This window comes from Alteromonas sp. McT4-15 (genome assembly GCF_020515205.1).
Taxonomy (GTDB): domain Bacteria; phylum Pseudomonadota; class Gammaproteobacteria; order Enterobacterales; family Alteromonadaceae; genus Alteromonas.
On record NZ_JAJALG010000052.1, the window covers coordinates 1 to 17,095 of the forward strand.

Annotated in this window: 13 protein-coding genes and 1 pseudogene; 2 read left to right on the plus strand and 12 right to left on the minus strand. The window is 41.8% G+C overall.

From position 1 onward, the window contains the following. Positions 1–632: 632 nt before the first annotated feature. Positions 633–1,463 (plus strand): hypothetical protein, encoded by an 831-nt coding sequence (locus LHL20_RS19735; protein WP_226434511.1) that lies wholly within the window; start codon positions 633–635, stop codon positions 1,461–1,463. Between the two features lie 23 nt (positions 1,464–1,486). Here LHL20_RS19735 and LHL20_RS19740 read toward each other — a convergent pair whose 3' ends face one another. From LHL20_RS19740 to LHL20_RS19750, 3 genes are read right to left on the minus strand one after another with little or no spacing between them, the layout of a single operon-like run. Continuing rightward, a complete protein-coding gene (locus LHL20_RS19740; RefSeq protein WP_226434512.1) occupies positions 1,487–2,929 on the minus strand; it encodes a TolC family protein in 1,443 nt (480 codons plus the stop codon). Further along, on the minus strand, positions 2,923–3,975 hold the full coding sequence (locus LHL20_RS19745; RefSeq protein WP_226434513.1) for an HlyD family secretion protein: 1,053 nt from the start codon (positions 3,973–3,975) through the stop codon (positions 2,923–2,925). Before LHL20_RS19745 ends, LHL20_RS19740 begins: the two co-directional genes overlap by 7 nt. Next, positions 3,976–5,673: an ABC transporter transmembrane domain-containing protein gene (locus tag LHL20_RS19750; protein WP_202262568.1), complete on the minus strand. Its 1,698-nt coding sequence runs from the start codon at positions 5,671–5,673 to the stop codon at positions 3,976–3,978. 152 nt (positions 5,674–5,825) lie between these two features. Between LHL20_RS19750 and LHL20_RS19755 the strand changes: the two genes are divergently transcribed. Next, positions 5,826–6,722 (plus strand): LysR family transcriptional regulator, encoded by an 897-nt coding sequence (locus LHL20_RS19755; protein ID WP_226434514.1) that lies wholly within the window; start codon positions 5,826–5,828, stop codon positions 6,720–6,722. Here LHL20_RS19755 and LHL20_RS19760 read toward each other — a convergent pair. From LHL20_RS19760 to LHL20_RS19800, 9 genes and pseudogenes are all read right to left on the minus strand, one after another. After that, positions 6,719–7,327 carry a YkgJ family cysteine cluster protein gene (locus tag LHL20_RS19760; RefSeq protein ID WP_226434515.1) on the minus strand — a complete coding sequence of 203 codons (609 nt, stop codon included), beginning with the start codon at positions 7,325–7,327 and terminating at the stop codon, positions 6,719–6,721. The genes LHL20_RS19755 and LHL20_RS19760 overlap by 4 nt on opposite strands. A 298-nt stretch (positions 7,328–7,625) precedes the next feature. Next, a complete protein-coding gene (locus tag LHL20_RS19765) occupies positions 7,626–7,916 on the minus strand; it encodes a hypothetical protein (RefSeq protein WP_226434516.1) in 291 nt (96 codons plus the stop codon). Positions 7,917–8,098: 182 nt separating this feature from the next. Next, complete coding sequence (locus tag LHL20_RS19770; RefSeq protein ID WP_226434517.1) at positions 8,099–10,621, minus strand: hypothetical protein; 2,523 nt, start codon at positions 10,619–10,621, stop codon at positions 8,099–8,101. Next, the gene (locus LHL20_RS19775; protein WP_226434518.1) at positions 10,609–11,679 is read right to left on the minus strand and encodes a hypothetical protein; all 1,071 of its coding nucleotides are present in this window, start codon (positions 11,677–11,679) and stop codon (positions 10,609–10,611) included. Before LHL20_RS19775 ends, LHL20_RS19770 begins: the two co-directional genes overlap by 13 nt. Positions 11,680–11,819: 140 nt before the next feature. Further along, complete coding sequence (locus LHL20_RS19780) at positions 11,820–13,007, minus strand: nucleotide sugar dehydrogenase (RefSeq protein WP_226434519.1); 1,188 nt, start codon at positions 13,005–13,007, stop codon at positions 11,820–11,822. A 164-nt stretch (positions 13,008–13,171) separates the two neighbouring features. Beyond that, positions 13,172–14,848 (minus strand): glycosyltransferase family 2 protein, encoded by a 1,677-nt coding sequence (locus tag LHL20_RS19785; RefSeq protein WP_226434520.1) that lies wholly within the window; start codon positions 14,846–14,848, stop codon positions 13,172–13,174. An 82-nt stretch (positions 14,849–14,930) separates the two neighbouring features. Beyond that, entirely contained in the window at positions 14,931–16,013 is a 1,083-nt protein-coding gene (rfbB, locus tag LHL20_RS19790; RefSeq protein ID WP_226434521.1) for a dTDP-glucose 4,6-dehydratase, read from the minus strand. 26 nt (positions 16,014–16,039) lie between these two features. Next, on the minus strand, positions 16,040–16,909 hold the full coding sequence (rfbD, locus tag LHL20_RS19795) for a dTDP-4-dehydrorhamnose reductase (RefSeq protein WP_226434522.1): 870 nt from the start codon (positions 16,907–16,909) through the stop codon (positions 16,040–16,042). A gap of 56 nt (positions 16,910–16,965) precedes the next feature. After that, positions 16,966–17,095 (minus strand): annotated as a pseudogene (locus LHL20_RS19800) (dTDP-4-dehydrorhamnose 3,5-epimerase); the annotation flags it as partial.

Below are 17,095 nucleotides of genomic sequence, written 5' to 3' on the forward strand. Positions count from 1 at the left end.
GATCAAACTCTTCAATTAAATATATCGAAATATGAATCGTCGTTGTGACACTCTTAACGAGTGCCCACACAGATTGTCTTGTCTAAATTTTTAAAGAACGTTGCGACTTCGCCGCAATTCACTAGAAGCGTTGCTTCTTAGTGACCCACCCTGTTCGAGTGAGGTGCGCATTATACGCTGGAAGTTTTCGTTGTCAACACTTTTTGAAAATTTATTTTCTGAAGTGTTTCTTCTAAACTCCCGTCTTTACTGGCCTATGTAGGTAGTAGAGACTTACTTCAAGAGGCTTGCCGTTTTGCTTTCCCCCCGAAGCGGATGCGCATTTTAGGGAATTGAGCGCCTACGTCAACTTCTTTTTGAAAAAAATTGATAAAAGTGAACTAAACGACTAATTTTCGTTCAAATGTGATAATTAGTAGACAATATGGACTAATTACTAATAGGATGGGGATTCAGATCCTATAAAGTAGTAGTCCTTAAAGTAGTATCTGAACCTGCCGTTATTATCAAAGGTTAGGTATAAGAACATATATAAGAGTAAACAATCTGCTCTATTACTGATTCTCATATTGAACTACATAATACGTACAGGCGTCAGAAATTGACTACGCAATAATTATAAAGGTGGGTTTATGTTACGTACGCTTTCTTTGCTATCGGCCGCATTACTAACTGTAACAGTTAGCCAAACGGTAGTTGCGCAAGATATCAATAATGAAGTCCCTAGTTCTAGTTCAGAGACTAAAAGCCAACCACCAGCGTCTTCTTCTATCTCATCGGATGAAAACAGCCAGTTTCAAACTGCCTTCTTAAAACGACAAGTTGACCAAACAATGTCTGTAGGAAGAGCAATTCGTTCAATTGCAGGCCATTATCCTGCAGAAGTTGTGTCTATCGTTGATATTGCACTTGATACCTATCCAGATAAGTATCGCGAGATCATCTTCGCCGCAATTTCTGCACAACCAGCATCGACCGAGGAAATTGTACAGTTAGCAATTGAGAAGGAAGTAAGCAGCTGCCCTAATATTGTTCAGCTAGCAATAAAAGCTGAGCCTACCTATGTTGATTTTGTAGTACATGCCGCATCGGTATCAACACCAGAAGAGCTTGATGAAATAGTAAGAGTAGCGGTGTTAACCCAACCGGATGCAGCAGACAGTATTGTGCAAACACTATCAAAAGAACATCCCAATAAAATTGTAGATATCATGACTAGCGCGCTTAATGCCGTTCCTTTCGTTGGTGAATATGTTGTAGACGCACTTTTAGCTGTATTCCCAAATGAAGCGGAAATGGTTGTTGAAACTGCAGTTCGCGAGTCATCTCAACAACGCGAACAAGTTATGCGTATATTAAACACCGCACAACATGCTGGCGTGCCTCATGACAAACTAGAGCAATATGCATTGTCTGCAGGCCTAAGTGAAGACGACTTAAAGATTGCGCTGGGTTCTAACTAATCACATTCTTTAGTCTTATTCCCCTACTTCATGCTGTATAACATAGCGGATTCTTTATACAGCATGAGCTCAGCCTTCAATAAATCTACACGCGCTTTTATCTCTTTAATTTGCGCCTTAATTTCGTTCTGAGCTCGTGCATTAAGCACGAACATATCACTATCGCCTGCATCAAAACGGGTGCGTTCAACTCTGGATAACGTTTTTGCTAAAGTTGCATTCTCGCTTTGCAGCTCGACAATGTCTTTCGCTTGAGTCCAGTATACTAAGGCTTGCTCAAACCGCTGAGTGATTGCTTGCTGTGTGGATACCAGCTTATGCTGTAATTCCCTTTGCTTAGAATGCAATTGCGCTCGCTCTGCTTTCGCTTTTCTATTTCCTAGTGGATATGAAAATGAAAGGCCAAGTTTTGTCTCTGTCCCTTCTAGTGTTTCAGAACCTGAACCTATATCTCTGGCTACTGAGGCCTTTAAATCAAGCTTTGGAAGTAGCGCGTTTTCAGCTAGCGCTGACTTATTTTCTACAACGGCTTGCTCCAGCTTCATAATATCAAGCTCAGGATGTTGCCTTAACGCATTTCGTAAGGTTATCAATTGGCCATTGCCAATCCAAAATGGCCACTGGATATCACTAGGAGGCGTTGTCTCATTGATAACTAACATATCTCCCGTTGGTGAACGCCAATAGAAAGAAAGCATTTGTGCATGCGCATCTCGTTTTTGCTTTAACTCAGCTAGCAAGAGCTTTTGTTGCAGTAGGTTAGCCTTAAACTCAGTTAGAATAATGCTGGCTAAGTCTCCCTTCTCAACACGCGTGACAAGTGCTTTTTCTCGCTCAGATGCCGTGGCTAATAATTCTTTAACGGCACTAACTTGAAGTGCACTTTCATACCATGCAATGTATTCGACTATGCCTTTATAAATGAAGTCGTTGATTAAACTCGTCGCTAATGCTTGCCATTGTGACGTTGCAAGCCCTGCATTCCTAAGCTCGGTACGACGTTTATCTATTTCTCTGTTTTGCAAAAGCGAAATAGCCACACCAACACTTGCTTCACCAGCAGATAAGGTTTCATACCCGCCTTCGTATGAAGGAAAGTCGCCGTCAGAAATGCGGTACTCCCCAAAAACTGAGCCATTAAAATCTTCAATAGGGTTTGTAAAACGCTGAGTGAGATTGGTGCCATCGTAGTAACCGCTAACTCGACTATTGGTTTTCTGCTCGATAACGGGGTCAAAGTTACTTCTTGCAATTTCTAATTCAGCAGCAGCCTGATAATTGCCTTCATTGATAGCAAGCACATAAGGATGGTAATGCACCATACTATCAATAAGCGCACTAATAGATGGCGCTTCTCGTTTGGCAGTTGCTTGTGCATAAGATGGCGCTGTAAAAAGTGTAGTTAACGGTATCGCTATCACCGCCAACTTGAGTAACGCTTTCACTTTCACTACATCCACTACCATGTAGAGCCTCCCGCACTAGCACCGCTATCGGTAGTTGGTTCAGATGTTGGGCGAGGCGGGAAATTGTTGAGCTGACGCCACATTTCGTAACCTAACCTCACTTCCTCTAACAGTACCCATGCTTTTACGCGGCTGCCCAAGCGCGCAGAACTTTCTGCAGGCCATGGCGTATCGTTGTCGTCTGGCTTAATCCACACGTTAAAATCCCCCATGGCATTGGCAACAGGTTCCACATAAACCACTTCGCCACCAAAGGTGCCTATAGCACTGCCTGGCCAACCGCTAAATTGAAATACCGGCCAACCTTCAAACTGTAAGCGCGCTTTCGCACCTGGTTTTACCAAAGGCGCATCGAGCCCTCTTACGGTTACTCTTACACTACGTTTGGCGTCTGCGGGAATAAACTGCCCTAGAATGTCGCCAGATTTCACGAATGTAGACACGCCACCTGATAACAAACGCACAACGGTTCCATCAACCGGCGCAAACTTAGTTTGGGTAGACTGACGCGATAACGTCATACTGACTTCGTTAATATCTGATACAGAGGCAGCGGCTTTTGCCCTGAGTTCTTGTACTTTAATCTCAGCTTTTTCGACTTCTTTGCGAGATACCAAACCTTGCTCTTCTAGCGCGATCTGTCGCGCTAAGTTGTTCTCTGCATTCCTTACTGCTGTTTCATTAGCCTCGCGCTTCAAGTTAGCGGCAGAAAGCTGCGACTGTAATTTATCTAAACGCTGAGCATCAATATCGATGAGCGTCACAATAGGGTCGCCTTCTTTGACTTGCTGGCCTTCTCTTACATGCCATTGCTTAACCTGTCCGTCTACAAGCGCATTGATGGGCTGAGTGCGATCCTTAGGGTCTAATGAGTCCACCATCCCGGTACCGTAGGCGGTTTGGATCCAAGGCGTAAAATATAAAATCAAACATGCAGCTATAACTAAAAAGACAATTATGCCACTTACCACTCGGTGGAACTTTGGCACTTTAAGCGCAGGCAATGTATCGATGTTATCTAGAAAACGACGTTCGGCATTGTTCATCTATTTTACCTCCCCTGCGTTGTCGCCATTTTCATTTTGCCATTCTTCATGGTCATAAAGCGTAGCCTGAGCATTATCATGCAAATGAAGCACGCCATTAAAGTGGTCTGGCATTGGCATATTAGTGAAATACAGCACAGTAAAATCATGCTTGCTTAGTCTTGTTAATAATCTTGAGCGCAACTCAACGGGTATAGCGTCAAAGTGCTGATTAAGTATGAGCAACTTGGGTTTTGCTATAATTGCAGCAGCTAATTTGAGTAACAAAAACTCAAGTGGTTGAAGTGGAGCACCTAACACTGATACACGGGTTTGTAGTCCTTCTGGCAATGCATCAATAACGCCTGCCATCTCTACCTCTTCTAGTGCATGTCGGATATCAGCAAAGCTTGCCTTAGGCTGCGCCAGTTTAAGATAGCGCTCAATAGTCACTTCTATAATAAGTGAACGGTCAAGTATCGTAACCGCTTGTCGCAACTCATGGGTGTCATAATCGTTAAGACTTAACTCACCCAACAAAATATCGCCCGATTTTACTGGCTCATACTGTTTCAAGTAGCCCAACAACTGCTTCTGCACCCAACTTTTATCTGTTGTAACGAAGTATTGCGAGCTAGGCTCAAGCGTTGTATTCAGCTCACAAGTATCGTTGCCATGACATAGCATTACTTTATTAAATGCCAGCTTCGATGACGAGGGAACATGATCAGCATTTGTATGGAGTTTTTCTTGCGGGATGCTTAGCGCATGACCTAGCTTTTCTGCGGCCCCATAAAGCTCATAGTAAAGCTTCAAATACTGTGTAAAGCGAGACAGCCCCAAAAACACTGCAGACATCACCAATTCAGCAGCAACAAGTTGTCCTATCGATAACTGACCCTCTACTACAAGCACGCCGCCAATGCCCAGAAGCGCAGCGCTTGCAATAGCGTACATCAATAGAAACATAACAACTTGAGAAAACGTATAGTGAAAGTGACTCTTGTGTTTTCTTACGTAATTACCAATGAAGCCTTCAGTACTTCTGCCTGCGTACTCTACATGGTCGGCTGACTTAAAAAACTCATGCGCACTTGCAATATCATGCAACCATTTGGCGGCATCGTATTTCGCGTGAGAGAGTTCAATAGCGGTTCTTTTGGCGCCACGGCCCCAAATTTTCCACACCGCATACATTGTCATTAACAACACGACGTTAAAAGCGAACAACGCTGGATGATAAAAAGACACCAAGGTAAAGCCTACCAGCATTTGAAGCACTAACGCGAAGCCGTCGATCATCAAAGAGGGGATATTCTTTTGCAACGTCATTATATCGAAGTATCGCTGGGTAATACTGACATTCTGGCGTCCTTCAAAATAACTATGCGGCGCCATAATTGTTTTAAGCCCCAAGTCAGCAGTTAACCTTGCGTATACTTTACGCTCGTAGAATTCCATCACACGCATTCGAAGCGCGCTGAAAATACCCGAAATGAAAAGGGTAAGGAATAATACAACGGCCAAAATGATCACTGCTCGTGTCGAGCCGATATTGGCTATACTGTTTATCAGCGTTTGTACCGCAATAGGTACCGCGAGTGTCATCAAACTAATTGCAACGCCGTACGCAATAGCCACCCAGAAAAAACCCGATTCTGGTTTAAGAAGTGAGAATAGCGTTTTTCGCGTAGCACGCAGGTTTATCTTTTTCGCCATAGTAATTTCTTTAATCACTCTGATAGCAGTTAATTGTTAGTGTAAGCCATTCGGCAGTTAGAATAAATCTGTTATATTCTTCATACTTCATCGAAAAATATTGATTTAGGACTATGGGACGCTTTTTTTAACGTTCTATTTGCTTATTTATTATGCACCACCTTAACTATCACCACTTATATTATTTTTATTTGGTTGCTCGTGAAGGCAGTATTGCTAAAGCGGCCAAGTTACTTCACGTTACACCACAAACGGTAAGTGGCCAGTTAAGTACCTTTGAAAATCAACTCGGGTATTCACTTTTTGACAGAATAAATAAGCGCCTTTATTTAAATGCTAAAGGTAAAGTAAGTTATCAGTATGCCAGTGAAATCTTTCACAAGGGTAATCAACTGGCTGAAATACTTAACAATAGCGACGAAGTGAATACGAAAGAATTCGTGATAGGTATTACAAATGGTATTCCAAAAGTGCTTTTTTACGATTTCGTTCATTCGACGATGCGAAAATTTGCTAATGTGCGCTATGTAATAAAAGAAGATAGCTTTGACGGTTTACTTAAAGAGTTGGCAATTAATGCCATAGATTTCATCGTCGCTGATCGCGGTATTGCCCCTGGTACGCAAGTTAATGCCAATAGTTACTTTTTAGGCGAAAGCTCGCTGAGCTTTTTTGCTAAAGCACCGCTTTCCAAGCAGCAATGTTTCCCCTCATGTTTAAATCAAATGCCATTGCTAATTCAAGGCTATACCTCAGGTATAAGACAGGCACTTACCAGTTGGCTTGAAACTGAACAGCTCTATCCCAAAATCGTCGCAGAATTTGACGATAGCGCGCTGCTAAAGCTATTCGGCAGTGAAGACTTTGGTGTATTTTGCGCACCTTCGGCAATATCAGCCCATGTGGAAGCTCAGTATGACGTGCATTGTATTGGAAATGCTAATACGCTAAACGAGCGATATTATGCAATCACAGGCAAGAGCCGCGCTGACTACACTATCAGCGAGGCCATTGTTGCCGAAGCAAGAACAATTTTGCAGACGCCTTAAGCGGCGACGCCATCATCGATGTCGGAAGAGTAATAACTTACCGTAAGTATTTTCTCTAGCACAAAACGCAGAGCTTCATTGATTGGCATTAGTTTTTCACCCCACTCGTAATCTAACTGCGCCAGCTTTTGACGACCTTGCGCTATCATTGGTGGTTGATGAGTGTTTGTCTGAATGGCTATAAGCGAAGCAGCATACTTTTCAGGAACGGACTGCTTGATAGGTTTACACACAGATAGCGTGGCTTCGCCTGATTTGGTTGCATACCCGGCCGCGCCAAACATTCTGCAAATGCCCGGTCGATACTCGTAAATACCACAATACCCTTCGTTTCCATCTAAGCTAGTGCGTTGATACTGCTTACATGCAAATCCGTTGTAATTGTCTAATTCATCGAATACTTGCTCAGCCATTCCCGTATCGAATAAATGTAAAGCATAAGGCAACATCTCTAAAGGTGACACTTCAATGTCTGGCTTATTGCAACACGCTCCACATTTTTCGACGCAGTGTAAAGACTGACTTGTTTGGAAAGCACTGAATTCTTGAGAAAGTAATTGGTAAACATCCATCACTTGGCTGGAAAGCTCACGCAGCCTATTCATAATGACTCCGCTAAAAAAGCAAACTAAAACCACCTTCACAGCAGGCCTTTCGTTTGATTGAGCGGCTAACTGAAAAGACACCTATAACGATTGAAAAGCATGCTTCTTCCCCGCCAAAAGAAATGAGTGAGCATGATGCTCGATAGCGAGGGTTGAATTGTCGCGGATTTTATTTTGAAAATGGGGTTTTGGGAATAGTTTTTTTAGCGTTACTGGGTTGAGTAGCATTAGACTTGAAGCATAACACTTGAAGCATAAGAACAAACATGGCGTTGGAAGGGGCGAATACCCCTTGATGTTACTCTTTTTTAACGTCTAGCAGTAGGGCAAGCAAGCGCTTTTCTTCTGGCGACAATGAATCCTCTACGCGCTTTAAATTATCTTTATAAGTACCTAGCACGTCAGCGTCTTTTGCAATTGCGCTATCTAGCAATGTTTCGTACTTAGTGAGTAATTCTGACGTTTTTCTCGCATTTTCCATTGTTGCAGTGTGGCCTGAGTACATAAAATACAAAGCAACACCAAACCCCAAGACAACCGGTACATTTATCTCAAAGGTGAACCACGATCTCTTTTCTGCTACTGACATTTATGCTTCCTTAATTAGAGATAACTTAAGTTTTATCCGTTCTATTGTTTGGATACTCTCAACAATCTGTTGCTCTTGCTGTTGACTCATTACCCCCGATGTAATGACAAGTGTGATCAACAATAAACAAGGGACAAACAGCTCGTTAATCTTTTTATGGGTTATTGCCCACAACGTCTTTTTCATATTTTCACCCAACAATCTTCTATTCTTTTGTAACTTACTTGGTTACTGATAAGCGCTTTGGCCAATTCTTTAGATGCGAGTTTAGGCATAACGAAACATTGATATTGCTGTCCAGCCGATGCCTGCAGTAGCAAAATATTTGCTTCGCCTTTTTCGACTTGCTCAGCCAATAATTCTCGCAGCGAAGTGTTGTCTTGAATAAGTGCAGGTAATCGATTTTCCAACTTTTCAATTAGTGATGTCCTGAAAGCGTGGCCATTGGCTACTTCTACCCAATAATCTGGCGAGTCATAATTCGAAATGAAGTCGACCGTAAGCGCAATAGGGTCGTGATTCAAAAGGTAAGCTTGCTCTGCTAGAAAACCGAAGTCGGTGTTAGACAAAAAATTGGGAATGGCAACTGATTCAATATTTTGGCCGTCGACTTCAATTCCCATGTACGCTGCGATACTGTTATCGGGCTTAACTAATGTCACGTTCGCATTAAATTCACTTCGCTCGCTAAAACCAAATACTTTACTTGGTAAAAAAGCGAACACCGAGTTAAACAGATCGTCATAAGACCTTAGCCCCTTTACGACACCTACCTCTTTGAGGTTGCCGTTGGCGTCATGTTTAAAGGTAAATAAAGGCTCGGCAACTGCACGTTTGATACCGCTATTGCGATACGTAGTAAACAACCCATTTTCAAGGTCTAGCACTACTCCAAAGACATCCATTTTTATGCGACTTACTGCATCATTTTTGTGAAAATCCCTAGAAAAACCGCTCATCATTGCGGTATACGAGTTATTACTGGTTATACTTTTTACTGTAGGCACAAGTAAAACAATGGATGTTACGCCAACAATTAAAAAGCTATAGAACTTTGGAAACCTTTTGTATAACTGAACACTAAACTTTGCAGCCAATGCAAAAACAGCAATAAAGCTAAGTAAAATACTCATTTGCGGAATTATTGATAGTTTTACTGCATCTACACCCACGTCGTAAAGTGCACCACCTTGAGAAAACGCAGCGCCCGCAGCTGTCGATGACAACATGCGGATAAACGAAATATTATTTTGACTCTCAAGCCAACGCGCTAAGTAGCTACTTTCTGACTCTCCGGGTCTCAAATTAGAAAGATAAAAACGGCCCAGAACGCGCCTTGCTTGCTCATCGACTATTGGCAGTAATGAAAAATCGTATTGCCCAAGTGTTTTACTTTGAATATCGAACGCTGATGCACGAAAGTACTCCGGCCAGACCGTATTTAACTCCTGTTGATATTTTTCGGTAATTGCATTGTAGATGGCATTCGTGTTGTGCAACTGCCATCCGTCGAATAACTCGACACCTTTACTTTTTAAAAACAGTTGACCGTAAACACTCGCGCCAGGCGAACGCAACCAAAGATCGTATTCTTCTATTTCTTCATCCACATGATAGATGGCGCGAAGTGCATTTTTCCTTCCGTCAATCAATATGAAATGAACACGATCTTCGGTACCAAATAACGTAAAATTAATATTATCTGGCTTTACGTAGATGTCGGCAATGCCTGTGTCGTTTAACCACGCCGCATGACGCTTTTCAACGTCTTCTTTACACGCTGTTGATTTGCACTGCTTGCGATATTGCTTTTTAAACTGTCGATGCGCATCTTGAATGCTTTCATTCTTCGAATACGGCTCCATGTCCTTATATGCACTATCCATACGCTGAACATAGTGTTTCCAGCTAGTTTGCAAATGATTATTTAGCGCATTAATAACCTGTTGCGTTTCAGCTTCTATTTTATCTACGCTATTTAGCGCCGCTTGAGCATGACGATATTGCTCTTGATATGTTAAGTAGAGTTTCAGCTCTTTTTGATAAAGTGCATCAAACTCACGAAGTCGAGGCAATCCATTATCTGCAAACTGTTGTTTTTGACGGTTACTCAGAAAGGTATTGGCCATGGCTTCAACATTACGTTCTATAACCGCGTTAAACCCCGTTGAAGAAAACGCCAAAGACGGTAGCAGTGCAATTACTAAGTCTCTACGTGAGGGGTCGCTTGCAATCTCATTAAACGCATCGAATTTATATATTTCGACAAGTTCATTTAAATAAGCTTCCCGATAGGCAATTGCCCTTACTGCACTAAGTTTGGTTTCATTTGCAGTCGCATGTGCTGCTCCATCAACAAACAGTCGCAACGACGGTACTAACACTATCCAAAGCACAATGAATGCTATACTTTTTATAATCAGCGACTCACTATTAGATAACTGACTAGCCTGTTCTTTTTTCCAAAAGAACAGTTTATGCGGCGGCAGCAAAGCAATAATCGCAAGCGATAGACCAAAGCCAGATAAGATGCGCCCGAATATCTCGAGCCGCGCGGCGTACATTTCATTTTCGCCGAACAATTTATCAAGCGGTAACGCGTATATATCAATTAAGAGAAGGTTAAAACTTAGCTCAAGTCCAAAGTAAATAAAGAAAAATGCAACCAGTAATAAGGCGACAATATGTTGCTTTAGTTTTTCCATCCCAACACCACCTTTTCGCTTGTCAGTTCATTTTGCTTAATTTTTTCTCGTGTACCGCAGCGTTCGTCTAGTACTTTGGTTTTCACGTGTGCTTTGCATTTATCTTCACGTTTGAGTGCTACTCTATACCCCTGTTCTTCTCCTAACCACGTAAGGTACTTACCTTGTTTTAATAACCTGCTTTGCTTAGCCAACTGTCCAAAGTCAGCATCTGACGGCAAACCAAGTATTATTGCTTCGTTGGTAAGGTGTGTTTTATTTTCTAGGTTAACTAAAGGCGGACTAACAAAGATGCCCCCCGCATTACAAGCTTTAAAGAAATCGTTAGCCACAACTAAGCTAGACGGTAATAACTTGGCATTTTTGTAACGATAAATCAGATTGATATCGTCTTGTTGTGGCGTAGATGCTAAAAAGAAAGCCCCCTCAATGGCAGCCGGTTCACTAAAATACAATTGGCTACTTTTTAGCGCACTGCCCTTTATCAGTCGGTGATATTTCACATCAGCAATTATTACTGATGGCAGTATCATTTGATTGTCGATAAAGATTTCCGCTAATTCATCGAGAGACTCTTGCGATAGCGTTCCGTGTAATTGTAGATATAACGAGTATTGTTTTAGAATATTGGAATGCTCTTCTATTGCATTTTTAACGTCTATGGGCGCTATTTCGCTAGTGCGTTCGCGAGAGTTATGCAGCATCCAATTGCTACCATTGAATACAAGCACTGCGTATGCACCTGTAAACAAATCTTGCCCATTAGCAAATACACCTTTAATGTTGGAAGGTGTAATGCTGTAGAGTAGTGGAATAGTGCACAAGCCCCCACGATACGGAAGCACTTGATGATCGGTGCCTAAGGTTAACTTTCTTTGCTTAAGCGCATTGAGCACACTGCTAGATAAGCCGGTAGGATCAGAATGGCTAGGTAATGCTGAAAAACTAGGAACAGGATTGGTATACGTCTCGGGCTCTGAAGGCCCCATACTACAAGCGGTAAGCGTTAATGCAGCCAAGGCAAACAAGCAGCCTTGCAATTTTCGACAAAAACTCATGCTAACATCCGTGTAATTCTGTTAATGCTTTATTATTTTTTGCTCACCTTAATAGCTAACAGCTTAATTTACAATAAGTTTGCCAAATTTATACTCCTAAAAAGGCGCACGACTACAGTGCGCCCTACTTAATTTGGCTGCTAGTCAGCGTTAAACAAGTCGCGACTGTAAACCTTATCTAGTACGTCCTCGATATCACCAGTTACACGGTTGGCAACAATAACATCAGATATTTTCTTAAACTCTTCTAAGTCATTCACTACACGCGAGTTAAAAAAATCATCTTCTTTGAGCACTGGCTCATAAACAACAACTTCGATCCCTTTTGCTTTAATACGCTTCATGATGCCTTGAATGGCACTGGCGCGGAAGTTATCAGAACCTGTTTTCATGATAAGACGGTATATACCAACAATTTTAGGTTTACGACTTACTATTGAATCGGCGATAAAGTCTTTACGGGTGCGGTTAGCATCTACAATTGCCTGAATCATGTTATTAGGCACTTCGCTGTAGTTCGCCAACAACTGTTTAGTATCTTTCGGCAGACAGTAACCGCCGTAACCGAAGCTTGGATTGTTGTAATGCTTCCCAATACGTGGGTCTAGACCGACGCCTTCGATTATTTGCTTCGAATCTAAGCCGTGGCTTTCCGCGTAGCTGTCAAGCTCGTTAAAATAGGCTACACGCATAGCTAGGTAAGTATTAGCGAAAAGCTTAATTGCTTCGGCTTCAGTACTGTCGGTGAATAGAACATCGATGTTCTCTTTTATTGCACCTTGTTGAAGAAGTTTTGCAAATACTTCGGCTCTTTCACTTTTCTCGCCAACAATAATGCGGCTAGGGTGAAGGTTATCGTAAAGGGCTTTACCTTCACGAAGAAACTCTGGTGAAAATATAATGTTGTCAGAGCCAAAGCGTGCTTTTGCGTCTTTAGTGAAACCAACTGGTACGGTAGATTTAACAATCATCACTGCATCAGGGTTAATTGACATTACTGTTTTGATAACCGCTTCTACACTTCCTGTATTAAAGTAATTGGTTTGTGGGTCGTAATCCGTTGGTGTTGCAATAACAACATAGTCGGCATCTTTATACGCCACTTCGGCGTCTAATGTTGCTTCAAGATCTAGCGTTTTTGTGGCTAAGTATTCTGAAATTTCTTTGTCTTCAATTGGAGACTTCTTGCTGTTTAGCAGCTCTACTTTCTCCGCCACAAGGTCAACAGCTTTCACTTCATTGTGTTGTGCAAGTAGCACTGCATTTGAAAGCCCAACATAACCTGTTCCTGCGACGGCTATTTTTAGCTTCTGCATTGTACTTTCCATTTAAATTACTCCAATTTTCTTCAAATTTAGATTTCGAAAGTCAGTCTTGCATAGTTACTTTAAATATTGATGAAAGTAATAAAATATACCGCTGACATTACATTTCGTTTATTTCGTTTTGTATTAGTCCTGATTGCAATGAGCATGCATCAATGATGCCTACTCTATCTTGCAGTCAATTCTTCTGTTGTCTTAATAGAGAAGTTCTCTCGTTTGAGTGTTAAATTCGGGCTATATGCAGGGTCATTGGCTATATATTTTGCCCAAGTATTTCTAAGATATTCAAGCTCTCTATTAAAGCGAGCTGCTTTTTCTGGCGAAATATCTAAACCTCGGCTGACTGATTCATGGTGGAACAGTTCAGCTTCAGCACAGTAAACGTTCTGCACGCCAAGCTCTTTCACTTTCAAACAAAAATCAACGTCATTAAAGGCTACGGAAAGATCTTCTTCATTAAGCCCTCCAACCTCATTAAACAAAGACTTTTTAACAAGCAAGCAAGCTGCTGTTACCGCACTGTAATTGCTTGTAGCATTAATTCGATTGAGATAGCCAGAATGGAAGCGAGGGAAATTTTTGTGTGCATGACCAGCACCGCCACCATAACCTAATACTACACCTGCATGTTGAATTCGTGTGTCAGAATAAAGCAACTTTGCACCAACACAACCAATAGACTCGCGCTCAGCCTGACCGACCATGTAGGTAAGCCAATCAGGTGATATCACTTCTATATCATTATTTATGAGGCCTAGTATACTACCGTTGGCATGTTTAACACCGAAATTATTGATTGCAGAATAATTAAATGGTGCCGGATATTCTAATACTGTTACTTTTTCAAGCGTATCAAGGTACTTGAAATACTCGATACTTTCCTCTTCATCTGAACCATTATCAATCAATAATATCTCGTAGTTGGGATAGGTTGTTTTCTCCAAAATAGATTCAATACATGCTTTTACCAATGCCTTGCCATTTTTAGTTGGTATTATGAGGCTAACCAATGGATTGGTACTTTTCCAAAGTAATCTATTTAATTTACGTTCTTTATCAGTTTCAGCACGAACATTTGGTTTACTGTTAATATACTGCCCCACTTCCTCTAACTGCTGAATTTCGTCATTTAATACCGATGCGTGTACAAAGGGGAAAGGAACATGGGCGACCTTAATTGCCTCGTTTGAGAGCGCTAAACTAGCTAACACCCCTGAAATTGAATTAACGGTCTCGTTATTAAAGTGCTTAAGAAGTGCGGCGTTAATAAACACTCCTGTTTTTATGTAAGCAGTAGAGTACAACAACTCGGGGTTCCAGCTTGGTAAAAAACGAGGTTCTGCTCTTTCGCCGTTTTCATTTATTGTATCGGTATCACAATAAACAATATCTGAGTCATGTATACGCTTGAGCATATGGTCAACTGCATTATCAACCACTGTATCGCCGCTGTTAAGCAGTAAAGTTGGAACTTGTTGATCTAATTTTTTGAAGGTGTCAGTCAAACTACCACTGTCTTTATCAAAAACAAACCAACACGTTGCTCCGTGGGCTTCTACACTTGCAATGGTGTTGTTAGCGCTTATACCGTTTGAAAAGATAACGGCTTGCCAAGGATCACGTGCATCGCAAGTGTCTTTGAATATGTTTTGATGATGCGAAAGCCACTGACTATAAAGTGCCTGTGTCTGCTTTGGCGTAGGTGCATCATAAAACAGTCCTGCTTGTCTTATCGACTTTATATACAAACCAGTTAAACGCTCGCTTTGTTTGAGCTTGCCTTTTAAGTTCTTTGGAACCAATTGGAGCGCAGCTCGAACTGCGCGCATAATAATTTTTTTCATTAAAGCCGTTTTGATTGATTAGCAAAAAAAACCACCGCTAACAGGCGGTGGCTTTAGTGTATCATTGAAACAATATTAAACGTTAATTTCCGGTGCCCAAGCGCTCACCTTGATAACTTCCGTCTAATACTGCTTTCCACCAGCCTTCGTTCGCCAAATACCATTCAACAGTTTTGCGAATACCACTTTCGAAGGTTTCTTGTGGTTTCCAGCCCAATTCACGCTCTATTTTGCTAGCATCAATGGCATAGCGCATGTCGTGTCCAGGTCGGTCTTGTACATAAGTAATTTGCTCGGCGTACTTGCTATCTTTCGGCTTAACTTCATCCAAAATTGAGCAAATAGTTTGCACCACTTCGATATTCTGCTTTTCGTTGTGCCCACCAATGTTGTAGGTTTCACCAACTTCACCATTTAACGCAACCACTACTAATGCACGTGCGTGGTCTTCAACATACAACCAATCGCGAATTTGGTTCCCTTTGCCGTATACAGGTAACGGCTTGCCGGCTAGCGCATTTAAGATTACCAGAGGAATAAGCTTTTCTGGGAAGTGGAAAGGGCCATAATTGTTCGAACAGTTCGTTACTAAAGTGGGTAACTTATAAGTACGCAGCCACGAACGCACAAGCTGATCTGAACTTGCTTTACTTGCAGAATAAGGCGAACTTGGCGCGTATGGTGTTGTTTCTGTAAAGAGTGGAAGCTCTGTTCCTGATGCAACCTCATCTGGGTGAGGAAGGTCACCATATACTTCATCGGTAGAGATATGATGGAACTTAAACCCACCTTTTTTATCGCCCTCAAGTGCAGACCAATACGCTCTTGCTTGCTCAAGCAAAGTGTAAGTGCCCACTACATTCGTTTGAATAAACTCACCGGGGCCATCGATAGAGCGGTCTACATGCGATTCGGCCGCCAAATGCATAATAATATCGGGCTGATGCGTATTAAAAACGCGCTTAACTTCTTCAGCATCGCAAATATCAACTTGTTCAAAGCTATAGCGGTCGCTGTTCGACACTGACGTTAATGACTCTAGATTACCCGCGTAAGTTAGTTTATCTAAATTAACCACTGTGTGATCAGTGTCGTTAATAAGATGGCGAACAACTGCAGAGCCAATAAAACCTGCGCCACCTGTTACTAAAATTGCTTTACTCATTGCCTGTTACCAAAATATAATTCTGTTTACGCTTTTAACTCATCAAGCATATTTGCCAACTGCTGTCGCCAGTGTGTAGGCTTGCACGAAGTGAATGCATCACGCGCAGTTTGTTTATCCAACACGCTATAGTGGGGGCGCTTCGCAGGGGTTGGGTATTGGCTAGAAGGAATGGGTAATACTGGAATAGCACTACTAAGTAACCCTTTTTCAATGCCAAGCTCTTGAATAGCTATAGCAAAGTCGTACCAACTTGCTACGCCTTCGTCAGTCCAGTGGTAAACACCTACCGTTTTATTTTGAGCAGCACAAACACAAACTTCAGCCAAACCTTTGGCCCAAGTTGGTGTACCAATTTGATCATCTATTACCGCTAACTGAGGTTTATCAGCCATTAAACGAAGCATAGTTTTCACAAAGTTATTGCCATGAGATGAGTACACCCAAGCGGTGCGAATTAGACAACTCGCTTCAGGTAATACTTCAAGCAAGGCTTTTTCACCTTCAGCTTTTGATTTGCCGTACGCACCTTGAGGTTCAATAGGGTCGTCTGTTAAATAAGGCGAACCTTTGTGACCGTTAAACACATAGTCGGTAGATACATGCACCATAAATACGCCATTAACTTTACAAAATTTAGCTAGGTTCTTGACCGCAACGGCATTAATGGCATTGCACGCTTCAGTGTCTTCTTCAGCTTTATCAACAGCCGTGTACGCTGACGCATTAATCAACATATCAACTGACGAAGGCGCTAAAATAGTTTCAATACTATCACTTCTCGTAATATCAATATCGTCACGCCCTAAAAAAGTGACGTGATGCTCACTGTTTTCTAGCTCCCGAGAAAGCTCAAACGCTAACTGCCCAGACTTACCTATTATTACAATATTCATTAATCGCTAATACTCAATAAAAGCCAATAAAAAGCCAGTAAAAACCCCGATAACAATTAAAACGTGGGTGCGTCTAAAAATGCCAAACCCGCCTCATCTTTACCTGATAAAGATGGCTTCTTGCCATTCACCAAAGGCCAGTCGATATTCAACGTAGGGTCGTCATACTTAACCGAAACTTCAGAC

Excerpts from the sequence above, each read along its gene's own strand:
- LHL20_RS19740 (WP_226434512.1), bottom strand. The coding sequence starts at position 2,929 with ATGGTAGTGGATGTAGTGAAAGTGAAAGCGTTACTCAAGTTGGCGGTG.
- LHL20_RS19755 (WP_226434514.1), top strand. The coding sequence starts at position 5,826 with ATGCACCACCTTAACTATCACCACTTATATTATTTTTATTTGGTTGCT.
- rfbB (WP_226434521.1), bottom strand. The coding sequence starts at position 16,013 with ATGAGTAAAGCAATTTTAGTAACAGGTGGCGCAGGTTTTATTGGCTCT.
- LHL20_RS19775 (WP_226434518.1), bottom strand. The coding sequence starts at position 11,679 with ATGAGTTTTTGTCGAAAATTGCAAGGCTGCTTGTTTGCCTTGGCTGCA.
- LHL20_RS19735 (WP_226434511.1), top strand. The coding sequence starts at position 633 with ATGTTACGTACGCTTTCTTTGCTATCGGCCGCATTACTAACTGTAACA.
- LHL20_RS19760 (WP_226434515.1), bottom strand. The coding sequence starts at position 7,327 with ATGAATAGGCTGCGTGAGCTTTCCAGCCAAGTGATGGATGTTTACCAA.
- LHL20_RS19780 (WP_226434519.1), bottom strand. The coding sequence starts at position 13,007 with ATGGAAAGTACAATGCAGAAGCTAAAAATAGCCGTCGCAGGAACAGGT.
- rfbD (WP_226434522.1), bottom strand. The coding sequence starts at position 16,909 with ATGAATATTGTAATAATAGGTAAGTCTGGGCAGTTAGCGTTTGAGCTT.
- LHL20_RS19785 (WP_226434520.1), bottom strand. The coding sequence starts at position 14,848 with ATGAAAAAAATTATTATGCGCGCAGTTCGAGCTGCGCTCCAATTGGTT.
- LHL20_RS19745 (WP_226434513.1), bottom strand. The coding sequence starts at position 3,975 with ATGAACAATGCCGAACGTCGTTTTCTAGATAACATCGATACATTGCCT.
- LHL20_RS19770 (WP_226434517.1), bottom strand. The coding sequence starts at position 10,621 with ATGGAAAAACTAAAGCAACATATTGTCGCCTTATTACTGGTTGCATTT.
- LHL20_RS19765 (WP_226434516.1), bottom strand. The coding sequence starts at position 7,916 with ATGTCAGTAGCAGAAAAGAGATCGTGGTTCACCTTTGAGATAAATGTA.
- LHL20_RS19750 (WP_202262568.1), bottom strand. The coding sequence starts at position 5,673 with ATGGCGAAAAAGATAAACCTGCGTGCTACGCGAAAAACGCTATTCTCA.